This is a genomic window from Phycicoccus avicenniae, assembly GCF_050496545.1.
Lineage (GTDB): Bacteria > Actinomycetota > Actinomycetes > Actinomycetales > Dermatophilaceae > Phycicoccus > Phycicoccus avicenniae_A.
Genome location: NZ_JBNVZV010000006.1, coordinates 176,191 through 192,611, shown reverse-complemented (window position 1 = coordinate 192,611; position 16,421 = coordinate 176,191). Strand labels below are relative to the sequence as shown.

Genomic DNA, 16,421 nt, shown 5'->3' with positions numbered 1-16,421 from the left:
TCGTCGATAGGACTATATTGGTTCGTCGATGGGACCAATGTAGCCGGGAGGTGCGCCGTGCCGACGGAGGACGTGGTCGTCGACCTGTGGTTCGACCCGGTGTGTCCGTACTCCTGGACGGCGTCGCGCTGGCTGCACGAGGTCCGCGCCCTACGGCCGGTCACGGTGCACCACCACGTGATGAGCCTCTACCTCCTCAACGAGCACCGGACCGACGTGGAGGACTGGTACCGCCGCAGCGTCGAGGAGTCGCGGGGTCCGGCCCGGGTCGCCGCCGCGGCCGCCGCGCGCTGCGGCGAGGAGGTGCTCGGGGACCTCTACACGGCCTTCGGCGAGGTGGTCTTCGACGTGTGGCGGCGCCCCTCGGCCGCCGAGTACCGCGCCGCCCTCGAGGTCGCCCTCCCCCGCGTCGGCCTGCCGGCGGACCTCGTCGACGCGATGGACGACGGCTCGGCCGACGAGGCCCTGCGCGCCAGCCACGACGCCGGGCTCGCCCTCGCGGGCGGCGACGTCGGCACGCCCGTCACGGCCGTCGACGGCGCCGGGTTCCACGGCCCCGTGCTCGACGGCGTCCCGCGCGGCGAGGACGCGGTCGAGCTGTTCGAGGGCCTGCGCCTCGTGACCCGCCGCCCCGAGTTCTACGAGCTGAAGCGCACCCGGACGCGCCCCCCGGCGCTGACCTGACGGAGGACCCCATGGCCGCGATGACCGCCACCGAGCTCGACGCCCTCTGGGAGGGGATCGACGACCAGCGCACCCGGTCCGCCGACCTCCTCGAGGGCCTCACGCCCGCGCAATGGGACCACCCCTCCCTCTGCGAGGGATGGACGGTGCGCCACGTCGCGGCCCACCTGACCCTCCAGGAGCAGAGCCTCGGCGACCTCCTGGGCTTCGTCGGCCGGCACCCGCGGATGTGGCGCCACCCCGGCCTGAACGGGACGATCCGCGAGTCGGCGACCATCGTGGCCGGCGAGCTGACGCCCGACGAGGTCGTCCGGCGCATCCGGGCCGGCATCGGCACCCGCCGGCACAACGCGTTCGTCACGCCGCTGGAGACCCTCACCGACGCGCTCGTCCACGGCCAGGACGTCGCGGTGCCGCTCGGCCTCCCGCTCGAGATGCGGCCCGGGCCGAGCGCGGTCGCGGCCACCCGGCGCTGGGCGACGCGCCGGTCGTGGCTGGCGAGCGTCAACCGCCGCCTGCCGCTCGACGGGTACTGCCTGTGCGCCACCGACGCCGACTGGATCCGCGGCGAGGGGCCCGAGGTCGTCGGTCCCGTCGGCGCGATCCTCCTCCTGATCACCGGGCGGCCCGCGGGCCTGGACCGGCTGAGCGGCCCGGGCGCGGACGTGTTGCGAGAACGGCTGGGCCACAGGCCGATTCGCCCATCCGGAGGATGACCGTGCACATCGACCTGCGGACGACGGCGACCCCCGAGCAGGTGCGCCGCGCCTTCACCGACTTCTCCGACCGGCGCCCGAGGACGTGGCACCGCACCCTCGACCCCGCCACCTACGAGCTGCGGAGCCTGGGCCCCGACTGGGCCGAGGCGCGCGAGAGCAGCCGGCGTTCACCGGTCTGGGTCGTCTGCCGCTACGACTGGTCCGACCCCGACGTCGTGCGCTGGGTGTTCACCGAGACGAGCTACGGCGGCGGCGGGGACGGCTGGGTCCGGGCCACACCCGACCCGGGCGGCGGCAGCCGGCTGCGCGCCGAGTGGACCTCGACCGACGTCCGACGCCAGCGCCTCGTCCTCCTGGCCGTGCACCGCACGCCCCTGCACCGGATGATCCAGCGGCAGTGGGCACCGACCCTCGACGAGTACGCGGCGGCCGACCAGGGCTGACCGACGGTCCCGGCCTCGGTCAGCGGCTCTGCCAGGCCCCGGGGGCTGCGGCGCGCTCGCGGACGTGCGCGGGCAGCTCGCCGCGCAGGACGGCGGCCAGGGTGGTCTCGTCGAGGACCTCGCGCAGTGCGGCCCGCGCGGCGACCCAGACGGTGGCGAGGTGCTCGGCCGCCCCGTCGTAGTGCGTCTCGTGCGGCCGCTGGCCACGGACCTCGGCGAGCGGACCGTCGAGGGTCCGCAGCACCTCCCCGAGCGTGATCTCCTCGGGGTCTCGCGCGAGCCGGTAGCCGCCGCCGCTGCCCCGCCGGCTCGTGACGTACCCCGCGCGGCGGAGCTCGCCGAGGATCGCCTCGAGGAACTTGCCGGGGACGCCGGCCCGCCGGGCCAGCTCGTCCGCGGGGTGCGCGGCACCGTCGCCGGCGTCCTCGGCGAGCACGAGGAGCGCGCGCACGGCGTAGTCGGCGCGGGCGGAGATGTCCACACCGCCATCCTGCCACCGCGTCCCGAGGGGCGGACCGGCGCTCGGAGGGCCTTGCGCGGCATCCCGCCTTATCCCTATATTTCCTAGTTGTCCGCTAGGTTTCATCTACTCGCAGGGGGTCGCCGTGCGGCGTCTCGTTCTCCTCGCCCTCGTCGGTCTGGGTGCCCAGCTCGTCGACGGCTCTCTCGGAATGGCCTACGGGGTGACGTCGACGACGCTGCTCCTGGCCATCGGCACCAACCCGGCGGCGGCCTCGGCCACCGTCCACCTCGCCGAGATCGGCACCACGCTGGCCTCGGGTGCCTCGCACTGGAAGTTCGGCAACGTCGACTGGAAGGTCGTCCTGCGCATCGGCATCCCCGGTGCGGTCGGCGCCTTCGCCGGCGCGACCTTCCTCTCCAGCCTCGACACCTCCGTCGCGGCGCCGCTGATGTCCCTCATCCTCCTCGCCCTCGGCGCCTACGTCCTCGTCCGCTTCACGGTCAAGGGCCTGCGTCGCGACCGCCTCGGCCACCCGCTGCGCAGCCGCTTCCTCGCCCCGCTCGGGCTCGTCGCCGGCTTCGTCGACTCCACGGGCGGAGGCGGCTGGGGCCCGGTCGGCACACCGGCCATCCTCGCGAGCGGGCGGCTCGAGCCGCGCAAGGTCGTCGGCTCGATCGACACGAGCGAGTTCCTCGTCTCGGTCGCCGCGAGCATCGGCTTCCTCCTTGCCCTCGGGTCCGAGGACATCGACTTCACCTGGGTCGGTGCGCTGCTCCTCGGTGGCCTCATCGCGGCGCCCATCGCGGCGTGGCTCGTGCGGCACGTCCCGCCGCGCGTGCTCGGCTCGGCGGTCGGCGGCATCATCGTCCTGACCAACAGCCGCACCATCCTCAAGAGCGACTGGGTCGACGCGTCCGAGGGCACCCGCTGGGTCGTCTACGCGGTGCTCTACCTCGTCTGGGCCGCTGCGGTCGGCTGGTCGCTGCGCGCCCACCGGGCCGAGCAGTCGGCCATCGACGCCGAGCTCGCGGACCTCGAGGAGGGGCAGGCCCGCACCGGGGGGCCCTCCGTGTCCGCCTGACCACGGGTCACCACGGCGACGCGCCGGACGGCTCCTCCCCTGCGGAGCCCCCGGCGCGTCGTCGCGTGTTCAGCCGATCAGGTTGCCGCGCAGCACGATCGCGCTCGGGTGGCCGAGCACCGACACGTCCTCGCGCGGGTCCGCTGCGTACACGACGAGGTCGGCCGGCTCGCCCTCCGCGAGCGCCGGCCGCCCGAGCCAGGCCCGCGCACCCCACGTCGCGGCGTCGAGTGCGTCCACCGCGGAGAACCCGCAGCGGGTGAGCCGCTCGACCTCCTCCCCCACGAGCCCGTGCGGCAGCGAGCCCCCGGCGTCGGTCCCGACGTACACGGGGACCCCGGCCTCCCGCGCGGCGGCGACCGTCTCGTACCGCCGGGCGTGCAGGTCGAGCATGTGCCGGTGGTACTCGGGGAACTTCTCGCGGGCCGGCCCGGCGATCTGCGGGAAGGTGTCGATGTTGACCAGCGTCGGGACGATCGCGATGCCCTGCCGGGCGAAGGCCTCGATGCTCTCCGGCACCAGGCCGGTCGCGTGCTCGATGCAGTCCGTGCCGGCGGCGGCGAAGTCGTGCAGGCTCTGCTCGCCGAAGCAGTGCGCAGTCACCCGGGCGCCCTCCTCGTGGGCGGCGGCGACGGCCTGCGCCAGCACGTCGGCCGGCCAGCACGGGGTGAGGTCGCCGGCGTCGCGGTCGATCCAGTCGCCGACGAGCTTGACCCAGCCGTCGCCGGCCCGGGCCTCGAGCCGGACCCGCTCGACGAGGTCCTCCGGCTCGACCTCCCACGCGAAGTTCCGGATGTACCGGCGCGTGCGGGCGATGTGCCGACCGGCCCGGATGATCCGCGGCAGGTCCTCTCGGTCGTCGACCCACCGGGTGTCGCTGGGCGAGCCGGCGTCGCGGATGAGCAGGGTGCCGGCGTCGCGGTCGGTCGTGGCCTGCGCCTCGGCCGTCGCGGCGTCGGTGGCCCCGGTCGCGACGAGGCCGACGTGGCAGTGCGCGTCGACGAGCCCTGGGAGCACCCATCCGGACAGGGTCGTGACGTCGTGGTCGCCGACCGGCCGGGTGAAGGTGAGGGTGCTGCCCAGCACCCAGGCCTCGGGCACCTCCTCCGCGCGGCCGACGAGGACGGGACCCGTAAGGTGCAGCACCGATGCCATGCGCCGACCCTATCCACCGCGCCCGGACCGTTGACGTGAGAGAACTCTCTCGATACGGTCCTCTCAGATCAGGGAGGAGGCCCCGATGGCCAACCCGTACGGCGACCTCGAGCTCGACGCCCGGGGCATGCGCGCCCTCGCCCACCCGGTGCGCGTGCGCATCCTCGGCGAGCTGCAGCGGGGTGGACCCTCCACCGCCACCCGCCTCTCCCCGCTCGTCGGCGCCACGCCCTCGGTCACGAGCTGGCACCTGCGCCACCTCGCCGAGCACGGCATGGTGCGCGACGCCGCGGGGCACGGGTCCGGGCGCGAGCGCTGGTGGGAGGCGGTGAGCCGCGGCTACCGGCTGACCGCCGAGGGCCCCGGCGCGCTCGAGGCCGGGCAGGCGCTCCAGGCGGTCATGGAGGAGGTCGACGGCGACGTCGTCGGCGACTGGCACCGCGACGTCGAGCCGACCCTGCCCCGTGAGTGGCTCGAGCTCGCCGGCCGCTCGAGCACCCGCGTGCTCGTCACCCGCGAGGAGCTGCTCGCCCTCGACGCCGCGTGGGAGGACCTGCTGGCGCCCTACGTCCTGCGCAAGGACGACCCGGCCTCGGTACCCGAGCGCGCCCGCAGCGTCCGCCTGCTCCGGCACGTCCTCCCCGACGGCGACGATGCCTGAGCCCGCGACCGCCCCCGCACCGCCGCGACCCCTCTGGCGCGGGCGGCGGTTCGCCACGGCGTGGGGCGCCCAGACCGTCTCCGAGCTCGGCGACCGCGTCTCGGAGCTGGCGGTCCCGCTCGTCGCGGTCACCGTCCTCGACGAGAGCGCCTCCCGGGTCGCCCTGCTGACGGCCGTGGTGTGGCTGCCCAACCTGCTCGCACTGCTCGTCGGCACCTGGGTGGACCGGCGCCCGCGCCCGAGGGCGCTGCTCGTCGTCGCCGACCTCGCCCGCGCCGTCGTCGTCCTCACCGTGCCGCTCGCCGCGGTGCTGGGACGGCTGACCTTCGCCCACCTGCTCGCCGTCGCGCTGCTGCTCGGGGCGTGGTCGACGCTCTTCCGGTCGGCCTGGCAGCCGTTCTTCGTCGCGCTGGTCCCCCGGGCGCGCTACGTCGAGGCCAACGGGCTCTTCGCCGCGACGCGCTCCGGCTCCTTCATCGCCGGGCCCGCGCTCGGCGGCGGCCTCGTCCAGCTGCTCACCGCGCCGTACGCCCTCGTCGTCGACGGGCTCTCGTTCCTCGCGTCCGCGTCGCTGCTGCGCACCGCCGACGTCCCCGACCGCGACCCCGCACCGGACGACGGCTCGTCGGTGCGGCAGCGGGTCGTCGACGGGATGCGGCACGTCTGGCGCGACCCGTTCCTCGCGCCGATGCTCCGCTGCGTGTCGTGGATCAACCTCTTCACGTTCGTCGTGCAGGCCCTGCTCGTCGTCTTCGCCAGCCGTGAGCTCGGCCTGTCGGCGGGCACCATCGGCCTCGCGCTCGGGGTCGGGGCGTCCGGCGGGCTGCTGGGGGCGGTCGTCGCCGGGCGGGTGGCCCGCCGCATCGGCATCGGCCCCACGGCCGTCGTCGGGGCGCTCCTCTTCACCCTGCCGACCGCCGCCCTCGTCCTCGCCGGGGGCTCCGTCCTCGCCAAGGCCTCGGTCCTCGCGGCCGTCGAGGCGGTGACCGGGTTCGGGGTGATGCTCTTCGACGTCAACGTCAACGCCGTGATGGTCGCGGCCATCCCCGATGCCGTGCGCGCCCGGGTGCAGGGGGCGTTCACGACGGTCAACTACGGGGTGCGCCCGCTCGGCGCCGCCCTCGGGGGCGTCCTGGCCGGGCTGGTGGGCACCGGGCCGGCCATCGCCGTCGGGTCGGTCACGGCCGCGCTGTCGGTCGGCTGGCTCGTGGGCAGCCCGGTGCTGCGCGTCCGCACCCTCGACGACGTGCCCGACCCGCAGGCCGGCTAGCCGAGGGCGCGGACGACGCGGCGCAGGGTCTCGACGACCACGGCCGGGGCGTCGGTGTGCACCCAGTGCGCGGCGCCCTTGACGGTGACGAGCCGGGCGCGCGGGAAGAGCCGCCGCATGTCGGCGACGTCGGCGTCGCGCACGTAGTCGGACTTGCCGCCGGCGACCCAGGTGACCGGCCCGTCCCACGAGCGGCCCGCGAGGTCGGGGAAGCCGGCGATGTCCGAGTCGCTCCCCCGGGCGGCGTCGGCCGCCACGAGCGCGAGGTTGGCCTGCCACGACCAGTCGGTGCCCGAGCGGCGCAGGTTCTGGAGGAGGAAGGCCTTGACCCCGGGGTCGGGCTCGCGGAAGCGGGCCTCGGCGTCGGCCCGGCTCGTCAGCTCGTCGAGCGGGAGGGCGAGCATCTCGTCGATGTAGCCGCGGAACCGGTCGAGGTCGCCGTAGTCCTTCGGCGCGATGTCGACGACGACGAGACTCGCGAGGAGCTCGGGGCGGGTCAGGGCGAGGACCATCGAGACCTTGCCGCCGAGGCTGTGCCCGACGACGACCCACTGCTCCCCCGGCGCCGTGGCGGCCAGGGTCGCGGCCACGGCCTCGGCGTACCCCTCGAACGAGAACTCCTCGGACCACGGTGAGCGCCCGTGGTCGGGCAGGTCGACGAGCAGGCAGCGCGCGCCGGTCCCGTCCGGGCCCGCGAGCGCCTTGGCGATCTGGGTCCAGTTGCGGCCCTGGCCGAAGAGCCCGTGGAGGAAGGCGACCCGCGGACCGTCCGTGCCGACCGACAGGGTGTTGAGCCCCGCCGGCGCCGGCTCGCTCACTTCCCCAGGAACTTCTCGAAGCCCTTCGGCAGCTGGGAGGGGTCGAAGTCGGCGGGGTCGGCGCCCGGCGCCGTGCCGAAGCTCGCGCCGGTGGCGGGCCGCTCGGACGCCTTCTGCGCCGCCGCCCGCTCCTCGGCCGCGCGCTTGGCCGGGTTGCCGGACTTGGACTTCTTGCGCTGCGGCGCCTGCTGCTTGCCGCGCTTGCCCGGCCCGGCACCCATCCCCGGCATACCGGGCATCCCGCCCTTGGCCATCTGCTTCATCATCTTCTGCGCCTCGCCGAAGCGCTCGAGCAGCTGGTTGACCTCGGAGGTCGAGACACCCGAGCCCTTGGCGATGCGGGCGCGGCGCGAGCCGTTGATCTGCTTGGGGTGGTTGCGCTCGAACGGCGTCATCGAGCGCACCATCGCCTCGACCCGGTCGAACTCGCGCTCGTCGAAGGCGTCGAGCTGGGCCTTCATCTGGCCCATGCCCGGCATCATCCCGAGGATCGACTTCAGCGAGCCCATCTTCTTGATGGCCGCCATCTGCTGGAGGAAGTCGTCGAAGGTGAAGTCCTCGGCCGCGAGGAACTTGCGCTCCATCTCGGCGGCCTGGGTGCGGTCGAAGGCCTTCTCGGCCTGCTCGATGAGGGTGAGGACGTCACCCATGTCGAGGATGCGCGAGGCCATCCGGTCGGGGTGGAAGACCTCGAAGTCCTTGGTGTTCTCACCGGTCGAGGCGAACATGATCGGCCGGCCGGTGACCGACGCGACCGAGAGGGCCGCACCGCCGCGGGCGTCGCCGTCGAGCTTGGAGAGGACGACACCGGTGAAGTCGGTGCCCTCGAGGAAGGCCTCGGCGGTCTCGACGGCGGCCTGGCCGATCATCGCGTCGATGACGAACAGGACCTCGTCGGGCTGGATCGCCGCCCGGATGTCGCCGGCCTGCTGCATCAGGTCGGCGTCGACGGCGAGGCGGCCGGCGGTGTCGACGATGACGACGTCGTGCTGCCTGGCCCGGGCCTCGGCGATGCCGTTGCGCGAGACGGTGACCGGGTCACCGTGCGAACGGGTGCCCTCGATGTCCCCACCGACGACGTCGTGCCCGGCGATGTTGCCGCGCTCGGGCGCGAAGACGGGCACCCCGGCCCGCTGGCCGACGACCTCGAGCTGGGTGACCGCGTTGGGGCGCTGCAGGTCGGCCGCGACGAGCAGCGGGGTGTGCCCCTGCTCCTTGAGCCAGTACGCCAGCTTGCCGGCCAGCGTCGTCTTGCCCGAGCCCTGGAGGCCGGCGAGCATGATGACGGTCGGCGGCTGCTTGGCGAAGCGGATGCCGCGCGTCTCGCCGCCGAGGATGGCGACGAGCTCCTCGTTGACGATCTTGACGACCTGCTGCGCCGGGTTCAGCGCCTCGCTGACCTCTGCCCCGAGCGCCCGCTCGCGCACGTTCTGCGTGAAGGTGCGCACCACCGGCAGCGAGACGTCGGCGTCGAGCAGCGCGAGCCGGATGTCGCGGACGGTCTTGTTGACGTCGGACTCGCTGAGGCGGCCCTTGGTCCGCAGGTTGCGGAAGGTCTCGGTCAGGCGGTCGGACAGGGAGTTGAACACCGGGACAGCCTAACGACTGGCGCGCACCGCTCAGGACGGGGCGAGGCCGTCGCAGGTGTCGATCACGAGGCTGACGACCTGCGCGACGCGCGCCGGCGGCAGCGGGAGCCCGTCGGCCCCCGTGAGGTACAGGGTGTCGAGGGTCTGGCCGGCGTAGGTCGCGATGTGCGCCGAGCGCACCGACACCCCGGCACCGGCGAGGGCCGCCCCGAGCTCGTGGAGCAGGCCCGGCCGGTCCTGGGCCCGCACCTCGAGGACAGTGGCCTCCGTGCTCGCCCCCGGCACGACGAGCGCGCGCGCCTGGCCCGGTGACCCGAGCGTGGACTCCCCCGACGGCCGCGCCAGGTGCGCGCGGCGCCGGTCGAGGGTCTGCAGCGGCCCGCGGTCACCGCGACCGAGCCGGGCCAGGCCGCGGACGATGCGCTCGGGGTCCGGCACGGCGCCGCTCGGGGACTCGACGTGCCACTCGTCGATCGCGACGTCGCCCACGGTCCGCAGGATGGCCGTGCGCACGGTGTGCCCCTCGGCCGCCAGCAGCCCGGCGGTGTCGGCGAAGAGCCCGACCCGGTCGACGTCGACGATGTCCAGGCGGTGCGAGCCGCCACCGGACACGACGTGCACCTGCGGCTCGCCGGCGCGCACGGTCGCCGCCACCTCGGGCCGCAGCCCGTGGTCGTCGGTCTCCGCGGCGGGCGCGGGCGGCGCTCCGGGCACCGGCCGCGGAGCGTCCAGCCGGACCCGCACGGCGGCCGCCAGCTGCTCGAGCAGCGTGGCGCGCCAGTCGGTCCAGGCCAGCGGCCCGGCGGCCGAGGCGTCGGCCTCGGTGAGCGCGACGAGGAGCTCGAAGACCTCACGGTCCCCGTCGACCGCGGCCACCGCCGCGTCGACGGTCGCCGGGTCCTGGTGGTCGCGCCGCGTGGCGAGCTCGATGACGGTCAGGTGCTCGCGCACCAGCGTCTCGAGGACGCTGACGTCGTGCGGCGCGAAGCCCCAGCGGGTGGCGACGGTGCGGGCGGTCTCGGCGCCGGTCACCGAGTGGTCGTGCGCGCCGCGGACCTTGCCGATGTCGTGGAGCACCGCGCCGACGAGCAGGAGGTCCGGGCGCGAGGTGCGGCGCACGAGCCCGGCGGCCCGCACGACGGTCTCCACGAGGTGGCGGTCCACCGTGTGCCGGTGCACCGCGTTGCGCTGGGGCCGCGAGCGCACCGCCGCCCACTCGGGCAGCCACTGCTCCACGATGCCGACCTGGTCCAGGCCCTCCCACACCGTCACCAGCCCGGGCCCGGAGGCGAGCAGGTCGCCGAGCAGGTCGCGTGCCTGGGCCGGCCACGGCGTCGGCAGCGGCGGGACGGCGGCCGCGAGGTTCTCCAGCGTCGTCGGCGCGATCGGCAGCCCGGCCCGCGCGGCGACGACCGCCGCGCGCAGGGCCATCGTGTCGTCGCTCTCGGCGAGGCGGGCCGACCCGAGGACGACCTCGCCGTCGCTGGCGAACATCCCGTGGCCGAGCGGGGTCATCTGCGGGCGGCGCGGGCCGACCCGCAGCGCGCGTGCCCGCTGGCTCTGCCCCGCCCGGCGGACGGTGCCGTCCAGGGCGTAGGCGATGAGCCGGCCCGCGCCCGAGACGGCGGTCAGCAGGTCGTCGGCGTCGGGGTGGCCGAGCAGCGCCGCGACGGCGTCGTGGTCCTCGCGGCCGAGCCGGTCCCGGCCGCGCCCGGTGACGACGTGCACGGCGTCGCGCACGTCGAGGAGCAGCTCGTGGGCGCGGTCCACCCCGCCGTGCGGGCGGTCGGCCAGCCAGGCCTCGGCCAGGGCGGTGAGCACCGTCATGTCGCGCAGGCCGCCGTGGGCCTCCTTGAGCTCGGGCTCGATGGACTGCGCGAGGTCGCCCTGGCGGGTGTGCCGGGCCGAGAGCGCCTCGACGAGCTGCGGCAGCCGCTTGCGGGCGTTGCCGCGCCAGTCGTGGGCGACGGTCGAGCGCGCCGCGGCGACGAGCTCCTCGTCACCGGCGACCGGCGCGAGGTCGAGCAGCCCGACGGCGGCGGTGAGGTCGTTCGCCGCCACCTGGCGGCACTGGGTGACCGTGCGGACGCTGTGGTCGAGGCGGACCCCGGCGTCCCAGATCGGGTACCAGATGCGGTCCGCCAGCGCGGTCAGCTCCTTGGTGGGCAGGGAGCGCTCGGAGTGCAGGAGGACGAGGTCGTAGTCGGAGAGCGGGCCGGCGTCACCGCGGCCCAGGCTCCCGACGGCCGCGAGGGCCACCCCCTCGATGCGGGCCCCGCCGGTCGCCGACCGCCAGACCTCGGCGAGCCAGTCACGGTTGAAGGCCGACAGGGCCGCCCGGCGCGACCGGCCGGCACCGGCGACGTGGAAGTCGCGGGTGCCGGCCAGGTCGAGCCTCCGGGAGCCGATGTCGCTCGAGGAGGTGGCCATCGCTCAGATCGCCTCGACCCCACGCTCCCCGGTGCGGACCCGGGCGACCTCCTCGACGGGGGTCACCCAGACCTTCCCGTCACCGATGCGACCGGTCTGCGCGGCCTTGAGGACGACGTCGACGACCGAGTGGGCGTCCATGTCGTCGACGAGGACCTCGAGTCGGGTCTTCGGGACGAAGTCCACGGTGTACTCCGCGCCGCGGTAGACCTCGCTGTGCCCGCGCTGCCGGCCGTAGCCCTGGGCCTCGCTGATGGTCATGCCCTGGATGCCGAAGGCCTCGAGGGCCTCCTTCACCTCGTCGAGCTGGTGCGGCTTGATGATCGCGGTGACGAGCTTCATCACTTGGCTCCTTCGAGGTCGAGGCTCTCGGTGCTGCGGGCGGCGCTGGGGGCGGGGGTGCCCCCGCCGAGGCGGCCGCCGCGGGTGGCGAGCTCGTAGGCGGACTCGGCGTGCTCGGCCTGGTCGATGCCGGCCACCTCGACGTCCTCGGGGATCCGCCAGCCCATCGTCACCTTGAGGAGCAGGGCGATGACGAGCGTGACGACACCGGAGACGAGGAGCGAGGCGAGGGCGACGAGGACCTGGACGACGGTCTGCTGGACGCCGTCACCGTAGAACAGGCCACCGCTCGTGGCGAGCAGGCCGGCACCGATGGTGCCCCAGAGGCCGGCGACGAGGTGGACGCCGACGACGTCGAGCGAGTCGTCGAAGCCGAGCTTGTACTTGAGGCCGACCGCGTAGGCGGCGAGCGCACCGGCGACGAGACCGAGGACGATCGAGCCGAGCGGCGAGAGCGCACCGCACGCCGGGGTGATGGCGACCAGGCCGGCGACGACACCGGACGCGGCACCCACCGACGTGGCGTGGCCGTCGCGCAGCTTCTCCAGGAGCAGCCAGCCGAGCATCGCGGCGCACGTGGCGACGGTGGTGTTGACCCACACGAGGGCGGCGGTGCCGTCCGCGGCGAGCTCGGAGCCCGCGTTGAACCCGAACCAGCCGAACCACAGGAGGCCGGCGCCGATCATCACGAGCGGCACGTTGTGCGGGCGCATCGGCACCTTGCCGAAGCCGACCCGGGTGCCGACGACGAGGGCCAGGACCAGGCCCGCCATACCGGCGTTGATGTGGACGACCGTGCCACCGGCGAAGTCGATGGGAGCCACGGTGGCCGCGCCGTCGGTGGTGCCGAAGACGAGCGCGGAGAGGCTGGTCTCGGCGCCCGAGAGCAGGCCACCGCCCCACACCATGTGCGCGATCGGGAAGTAGGAGAACGTGACCCACAGGGCGGCGAAGACCATCCAGGTGGAGAACTTCACGCGGTCGGCCACCGCGCCGCTGATCAGGGCGACGGTGATGACGGCGAAGGTCAGCTGGAACCCGACGAAGGCCAGCTCGGGGATGTTGCCGTAGCCCTCGTAGCCGAACGGGTTGACGATCCCGTCGGTGCCGGCGAGGCCGAACTTCTCGAAGGGGTTGGCGATGATGCCCGCCACGTTCTCGGAGCCGAAGCTCATCGAGTAGCCCCAGAGGACGTAGACGATGCCGACGACCCCCATGGAGCCGAAGGACATCATCATCATGTTGAGGACCGACTTGGACCGGGTCAGGCCGCCGTAGAACAGCGCCAGGCCCGGGGTGGTCATGAGGAGGACGAGGGACGCGCAGAGGATGAGGAAGCCGGTCGACGCGTAGTCGACCGTCTCGGCAGCCTCCGCCATGGGGAGCAGTGTCTGGCTCATGGCCACCACTGTCGGGGGCCCGGGTTTCGCCCCCCGCCGTGTCGTGTTACGCCGGTGTTGCGGGCCGCGCCCCGGTGTAAGCATCGCGTTTCCGGGGGCCGGTGGTCCCGCATCCTGAGACCCGGGGCGGTCGCGGCCGGCCCGCGCGGGTCACTCGAGGATCGCGTCGACGAAGGCCTCGGGGTCGAAGGGCGCGAGGTCGTCCGGACCCTCGCCGAGCCCGACGAGCTTGACCGGGACGCCGAGCTCGCGCTGCACGGCGACGACGATGCCGCCCTTGGCGGTGCCGTCGAGCTTGGTGAGCACGATGCCGGTGATCCCGACGACCTGGGCGAAGACCTCGGCCTGGCGCATGCCGTTCTGGCCGGTGGTGGCGTCGAGGACGAGGAGCACCTCGTCGACCGGGCTCTGCTTCTCGATGACCCGCTTCACCTTGCCGAGCTCGTCCATCAGGCCGGCCTTGTTCTGGAGGCGGCCCGCGGTGTCGACGAGCACGACGTCGGCCTCGAGCTCGGCGGCGGCCTTGACGGCGTCGAAGGCGACGGCGGCGGGGTCGGCGCCGTCCCGGTCGGAACGGATGGTGGGCACGCCGACCCGCCCGCCCCAGGTCTCGAGCTGGTCGGCGGCGGCGGCCCGGAAGGTGTCGGCGGCGCCGAGCACGACGTCCTTGTCCTCGGCGACGAGCACGCGGGCCAGCTTGCCGACCGTGGTCGTCTTGCCGGTGCCGTTCACGCCGACGACGAGGATGCAGGCCGGCCGGCCGTCGACGCGCTCGTCGGCGAGCGAGCGGTCCATCGACGGGTCGACGAGGGCGAGCAGCTCCTCGCGGAGCATCGCGCGCACGGCGGCCTCGTCGCGGGTGCCCTCGACGGCCACGCGGGTGCGCAGCGCCTCGACGAGCTCGGTGCTGGCGCGCACCCCGAGGTCGGCGCCGAGGAGAGTGTCCTCGACCTCCTCCCATGCGGCGTCGTCGAGCGAGCCCCGCGAGAGCAGGGTCAGCAGGCCCTTGCCGAGGGCGGTGTTGGAGCGGGCCAGGCGGGCCCGCAGGCGCCGCAGCCGTCCGGCGGGCGCCTCGGGCGTCTCGACGGTCGGGGTGGGCGCCGGGGCCGGGAGGACCTCCGCCTCGGGCTCCTCCTCGACGACCTCGCCGGGCCGCTCGATCGTGCCGATGGCACCGTCCGGCGCGAGGTCGGCGTCCCCGGGCCCGGGGGTACCGGGGGCCTCGGGCCGGCCGAGCTCACGCTCGCGGGCACTCCCCCGCCCACGGAGCAGGCCGAGCACGACGCCACCGACGACGACGAGCACGGCGACGGCGATACCGACGTAGACCCAGAGCGACTCCATCACCCGGCCATCCTGTCAAGGCCGGGGCGCGCACCCAAACTCGCGCGACCTCAGAAGATGCGGACCCGCTCCGTCTCCGGCAGCCAGAGCCCGTCGCCGGGCTGGGTGCCGAACGCCTCGTGGAACGCGGTGAGGTTGCGGACCGCGTTGGCGCGCAGGTCCATCGGGGCGTGCGGGTCGAGGGCCAGCAGCCGCTCGGCCTCGGCCGGACGGGCCATCCCCCGCCAGATGCTTGCCCAGCCGAGGAAGAACCGTTGGTCGCCGGTGTAGCCGTCGAGCTCGGGAGCGGGCTCGTCGGCCAGGGCGATGCGGTACGCCGCGTGGCCGATGGCCAGGCCGCCGAGGTCGCCGATGTTCTCGCCGACGGTGAGCGCGCCGTTGACCTTGTGCCCCGGGGCGTCGCGGGTCTCGAGGAGCGAGAACTGGCCGATGAGCGCGTCGGCGAGCGCCTGGAACTGCTCGCGGTCGCTCTCGGACCACCAGTCGCGCAGCTCGCCGCGACCGTCGAACTGCGAGCCCTGGTCGTCGAAGCCGTGCCCGATCTCGTGCCCGATGACCGCACCGATGCCGCCGTAGTTGACCGCGTCGTCGGCCTCGACGTCGAAGAACGGCGGCTGGAGGATGGCGGCCGGGAAGACGATCTCGTTCATCCCGGGGTTGTAGTAGGCGTTGACCGTCTGCGGGGTCATGAACCACTCGGTGCGGTCGACCGGCCCGCCGAGCTTGGCGAGGTTGCGCTCGACCTCGAAGGCGCTGGCCCGCTTGACGTTGCCCAGCAGGTCCCCGGCCTCGACGGCCAGGGTGGAGTAGTCGCGCCACACGTCGGGGTAGCCGATCTTCGGCGTGAACGACCCCAGCTTGGCGATCGCCTCCGCGCGGGTGGCGGCTCCCATCCACGGCGCCTCGGACAGGCTGCGGCGGAAGGCCTCGACGAGGTTGTCGACGAGCTCGAGCATCCGGGCCTTGGCGTGCGGCGGGAAGTGCCGCTCGACGTAGAGCTGCCCCACCGCCTCGCCGAGGGCGTCCTCGACGAGGGTGACGGCGCGCTTCCAGCGGTCGCGCAGCTTCGGGACGCCGGAGAGGGTGCGGCCGTAGAAGGCGAAGTTCTCCTCGACGAACGGCGCCGACAGGTACGGGGCGTGCGCGTGCACGACGTGCCACGCCAGCCAGTCGCGCCAGGTCTCGATGCCGACGCCGGTCAGCGCCTCGCCGAGGGCGGTGACGAAGGAGGGCTGGCGGACGACGACCGCGTCGAAGGTGTGCGCAGGGGCACCCATCCCGGCGAGGAAGGCGGACCAGTCGACGGCGGGTGCGAGGGCGTCCAGGCCGGCGCGGTCGAGCAGCGTGTACGTCTTCACCGGGTCGCGGTTGGTCACCTTGTCCCAGTGCGCGGCGGCCAGCCGGGTCTCGAGGGCGAGGACCCGCTCGGCGGCGGCCTGCGCCCCCGGGTGCGCGACGAGCTCGAGCATCCGGGCGACGTGCGGGGTGTACGCCTCGCGCTTGTCGGCGTGCTGCGGCTCGCGGTAGTACGACTCGTCGGGCAGGCCCAGGCCGGCCTGCTCGAGGTAGACGACGTAGCGGTCGGGGTCGCGGTCGTCGGTGTTGACGAAGGGGATGACCGGGCCCATGACGCCGTCGCGGGCCAGCTCGCCGAGCAGGCCCATCAGGCCGGAGGCGTCGCGGACGGCGGCGACCCGCTCGAGGTCGGCGAGGACCGGGCCCGCGCCGAGGGCGTCGACGGCGGTCTCGTCCATGAAGCTCGAGTAGAGGTCGCCGACCTTGGCCGCGACCGTGCCCGGTGCGGGCGCGCCGGCGGCGACCTCGTCGATGATCGTGCGGACGTGCTCCTCGGCGGCCTCGCGCAGGAAGTCGAAGGTGCCGTAGCGACCGCGGTCCTCGGGGATCTCGGTGCGGGCCAGCCACCGGCCGTTCGTGTACGCGAACAGGTCGTCCTGGGGGCGGACGCCGTCGTCGACGGCCTCCGTGTCGATGCCGGACCTCATCCGGGGCTCCTTCGTCGCT

General features: G+C 74.3%; 15 protein-coding genes. 6 read left to right on the top strand and 9 right to left on the bottom strand.

All coding sequences use genetic code 11. The features are described from left to right. The first annotated feature begins 57 nt into the window (after nucleotides 1–57). The 3 genes from ACQZ2A_RS07585 to ACQZ2A_RS07575 are packed head-to-tail and all read left to right on the top strand — an operon-like array spanning nucleotide 58 to nucleotide 1,846. Nucleotides 58–684 carry a DsbA family protein gene (locus tag ACQZ2A_RS07585; RefSeq protein ID WP_430209064.1) on the top strand — a complete coding sequence of 209 codons (627 nt, stop codon included), beginning with the start codon at nucleotides 58–60 and terminating at the stop codon, nucleotides 682–684. Between the two features lie 11 nt (nucleotides 685–695). Continuing rightward, nucleotides 696–1,400 carry a maleylpyruvate isomerase family mycothiol-dependent enzyme gene (locus tag ACQZ2A_RS07580; protein WP_430209062.1) on the top strand — a complete coding sequence of 235 codons (705 nt, stop codon included), beginning with the start codon at nucleotides 696–698 and terminating at the stop codon, nucleotides 1,398–1,400. Beyond that, on the top strand, nucleotides 1,397–1,846 hold the full coding sequence (locus ACQZ2A_RS07575) for a hypothetical protein (RefSeq protein WP_430209060.1): 450 nt from the start codon (nucleotides 1,397–1,399) through the stop codon (nucleotides 1,844–1,846). Before ACQZ2A_RS07580 ends, ACQZ2A_RS07575 begins: the two co-directional genes overlap by 4 nt. 19 nt (nucleotides 1,847–1,865) lie before the next feature. Here ACQZ2A_RS07575 and ACQZ2A_RS07570 read toward each other — a convergent pair whose 3' ends face one another. Further along, on the bottom strand, nucleotides 1,866–2,327 hold the full coding sequence (locus ACQZ2A_RS07570; RefSeq protein WP_430209059.1) for an RrF2 family transcriptional regulator: 462 nt from the start codon (nucleotides 2,325–2,327) through the stop codon (nucleotides 1,866–1,868). Between the two features lie 124 nt (nucleotides 2,328–2,451). Between ACQZ2A_RS07570 and ACQZ2A_RS07565 the strand changes: the two genes are divergently transcribed. Then, entirely contained in the window at nucleotides 2,452–3,390 is a 939-nt protein-coding gene (locus tag ACQZ2A_RS07565; protein WP_430209057.1) for a sulfite exporter TauE/SafE family protein, read from the top strand. Between the two features lie 69 nt (nucleotides 3,391–3,459). On the opposite strand, the gene ACQZ2A_RS07560 is transcribed toward ACQZ2A_RS07565, so the two are convergent. Next, nucleotides 3,460–4,545 (bottom strand): amidohydrolase family protein, encoded by a 1,086-nt coding sequence (locus ACQZ2A_RS07560; RefSeq protein ID WP_430209055.1) that lies wholly within the window; start codon nucleotides 4,543–4,545, stop codon nucleotides 3,460–3,462. A gap of 85 nt (nucleotides 4,546–4,630) precedes the next feature. Here ACQZ2A_RS07560 and ACQZ2A_RS07555 point away from each other — a divergent pair, with 85 nt between their 5' ends. Both ACQZ2A_RS07555 and ACQZ2A_RS07550 read left to right on the top strand, forming a co-directional pair. After that, the gene (locus tag ACQZ2A_RS07555; RefSeq protein ID WP_430209053.1) at nucleotides 4,631–5,206 is read left to right on the top strand and encodes a helix-turn-helix domain-containing protein; all 576 of its coding nucleotides are present in this window, start codon (nucleotides 4,631–4,633) and stop codon (nucleotides 5,204–5,206) included. After that, complete coding sequence (locus ACQZ2A_RS07550; RefSeq protein ID WP_430209050.1) at nucleotides 5,199–6,476, top strand: MFS transporter; 1,278 nt, start codon at nucleotides 5,199–5,201, stop codon at nucleotides 6,474–6,476. Before ACQZ2A_RS07555 ends, ACQZ2A_RS07550 begins: the two co-directional genes overlap by 8 nt. Here ACQZ2A_RS07550 and ACQZ2A_RS07545 read toward each other — a convergent pair. The 7 genes from ACQZ2A_RS07545 to ACQZ2A_RS07515 all read right to left on the bottom strand — a co-directional run bounded on the left by ACQZ2A_RS07545 (nucleotide 6,473) and on the right by ACQZ2A_RS07515 (nucleotide 16,402). Continuing rightward, nucleotides 6,473–7,294, bottom strand: a complete 822-nt coding sequence (locus ACQZ2A_RS07545; RefSeq protein ID WP_430209048.1) for an alpha/beta fold hydrolase — start codon at nucleotides 7,292–7,294, stop codon at nucleotides 6,473–6,475. The two genes, ACQZ2A_RS07550 and ACQZ2A_RS07545, sit on opposite strands and share 4 nt — an antisense overlap. Beyond that, nucleotides 7,291–8,883, bottom strand: coding sequence for a signal recognition particle protein (ffh, locus tag ACQZ2A_RS07540; protein ID WP_430209045.1), 1,593 nt, complete (start codon nucleotides 8,881–8,883; stop codon nucleotides 7,291–7,293). The genes ACQZ2A_RS07545 and ffh overlap by 4 nt, the downstream gene beginning before the upstream one ends. 30 nt (nucleotides 8,884–8,913) lie before the next feature. Next, a complete protein-coding gene (locus tag ACQZ2A_RS07535) occupies nucleotides 8,914–11,313 on the bottom strand; it encodes a [protein-PII] uridylyltransferase (protein ID WP_430209044.1) in 2,400 nt (799 codons plus the stop codon). A 3-nt stretch (nucleotides 11,314–11,316) separates the two neighbouring features. Beyond that, nucleotides 11,317–11,655 (bottom strand): P-II family nitrogen regulator, encoded by a 339-nt coding sequence (locus ACQZ2A_RS07530; RefSeq protein WP_430209041.1) that lies wholly within the window; start codon nucleotides 11,653–11,655, stop codon nucleotides 11,317–11,319. Then, on the bottom strand, nucleotides 11,655–13,055 hold the full coding sequence (locus tag ACQZ2A_RS07525; protein WP_430209038.1) for an ammonium transporter: 1,401 nt from the start codon (nucleotides 13,053–13,055) through the stop codon (nucleotides 11,655–11,657). Before ACQZ2A_RS07525 ends, ACQZ2A_RS07530 begins: the two co-directional genes overlap by 1 nt. Before the next feature lie 150 nt (nucleotides 13,056–13,205). Next, nucleotides 13,206–14,399: a signal recognition particle-docking protein FtsY gene (gene ftsY, locus ACQZ2A_RS07520; RefSeq protein WP_430209159.1), complete on the bottom strand. Its 1,194-nt coding sequence runs from the start codon at nucleotides 14,397–14,399 to the stop codon at nucleotides 13,206–13,208. A gap of 50 nt (nucleotides 14,400–14,449) precedes the next feature. Continuing rightward, nucleotides 14,450–16,402, bottom strand: a complete 1,953-nt coding sequence (locus ACQZ2A_RS07515; protein WP_430209036.1) for a M13 family metallopeptidase — start codon at nucleotides 16,400–16,402, stop codon at nucleotides 14,450–14,452. Between the last annotated feature and the right edge of the window lie 19 nt (nucleotides 16,403–16,421).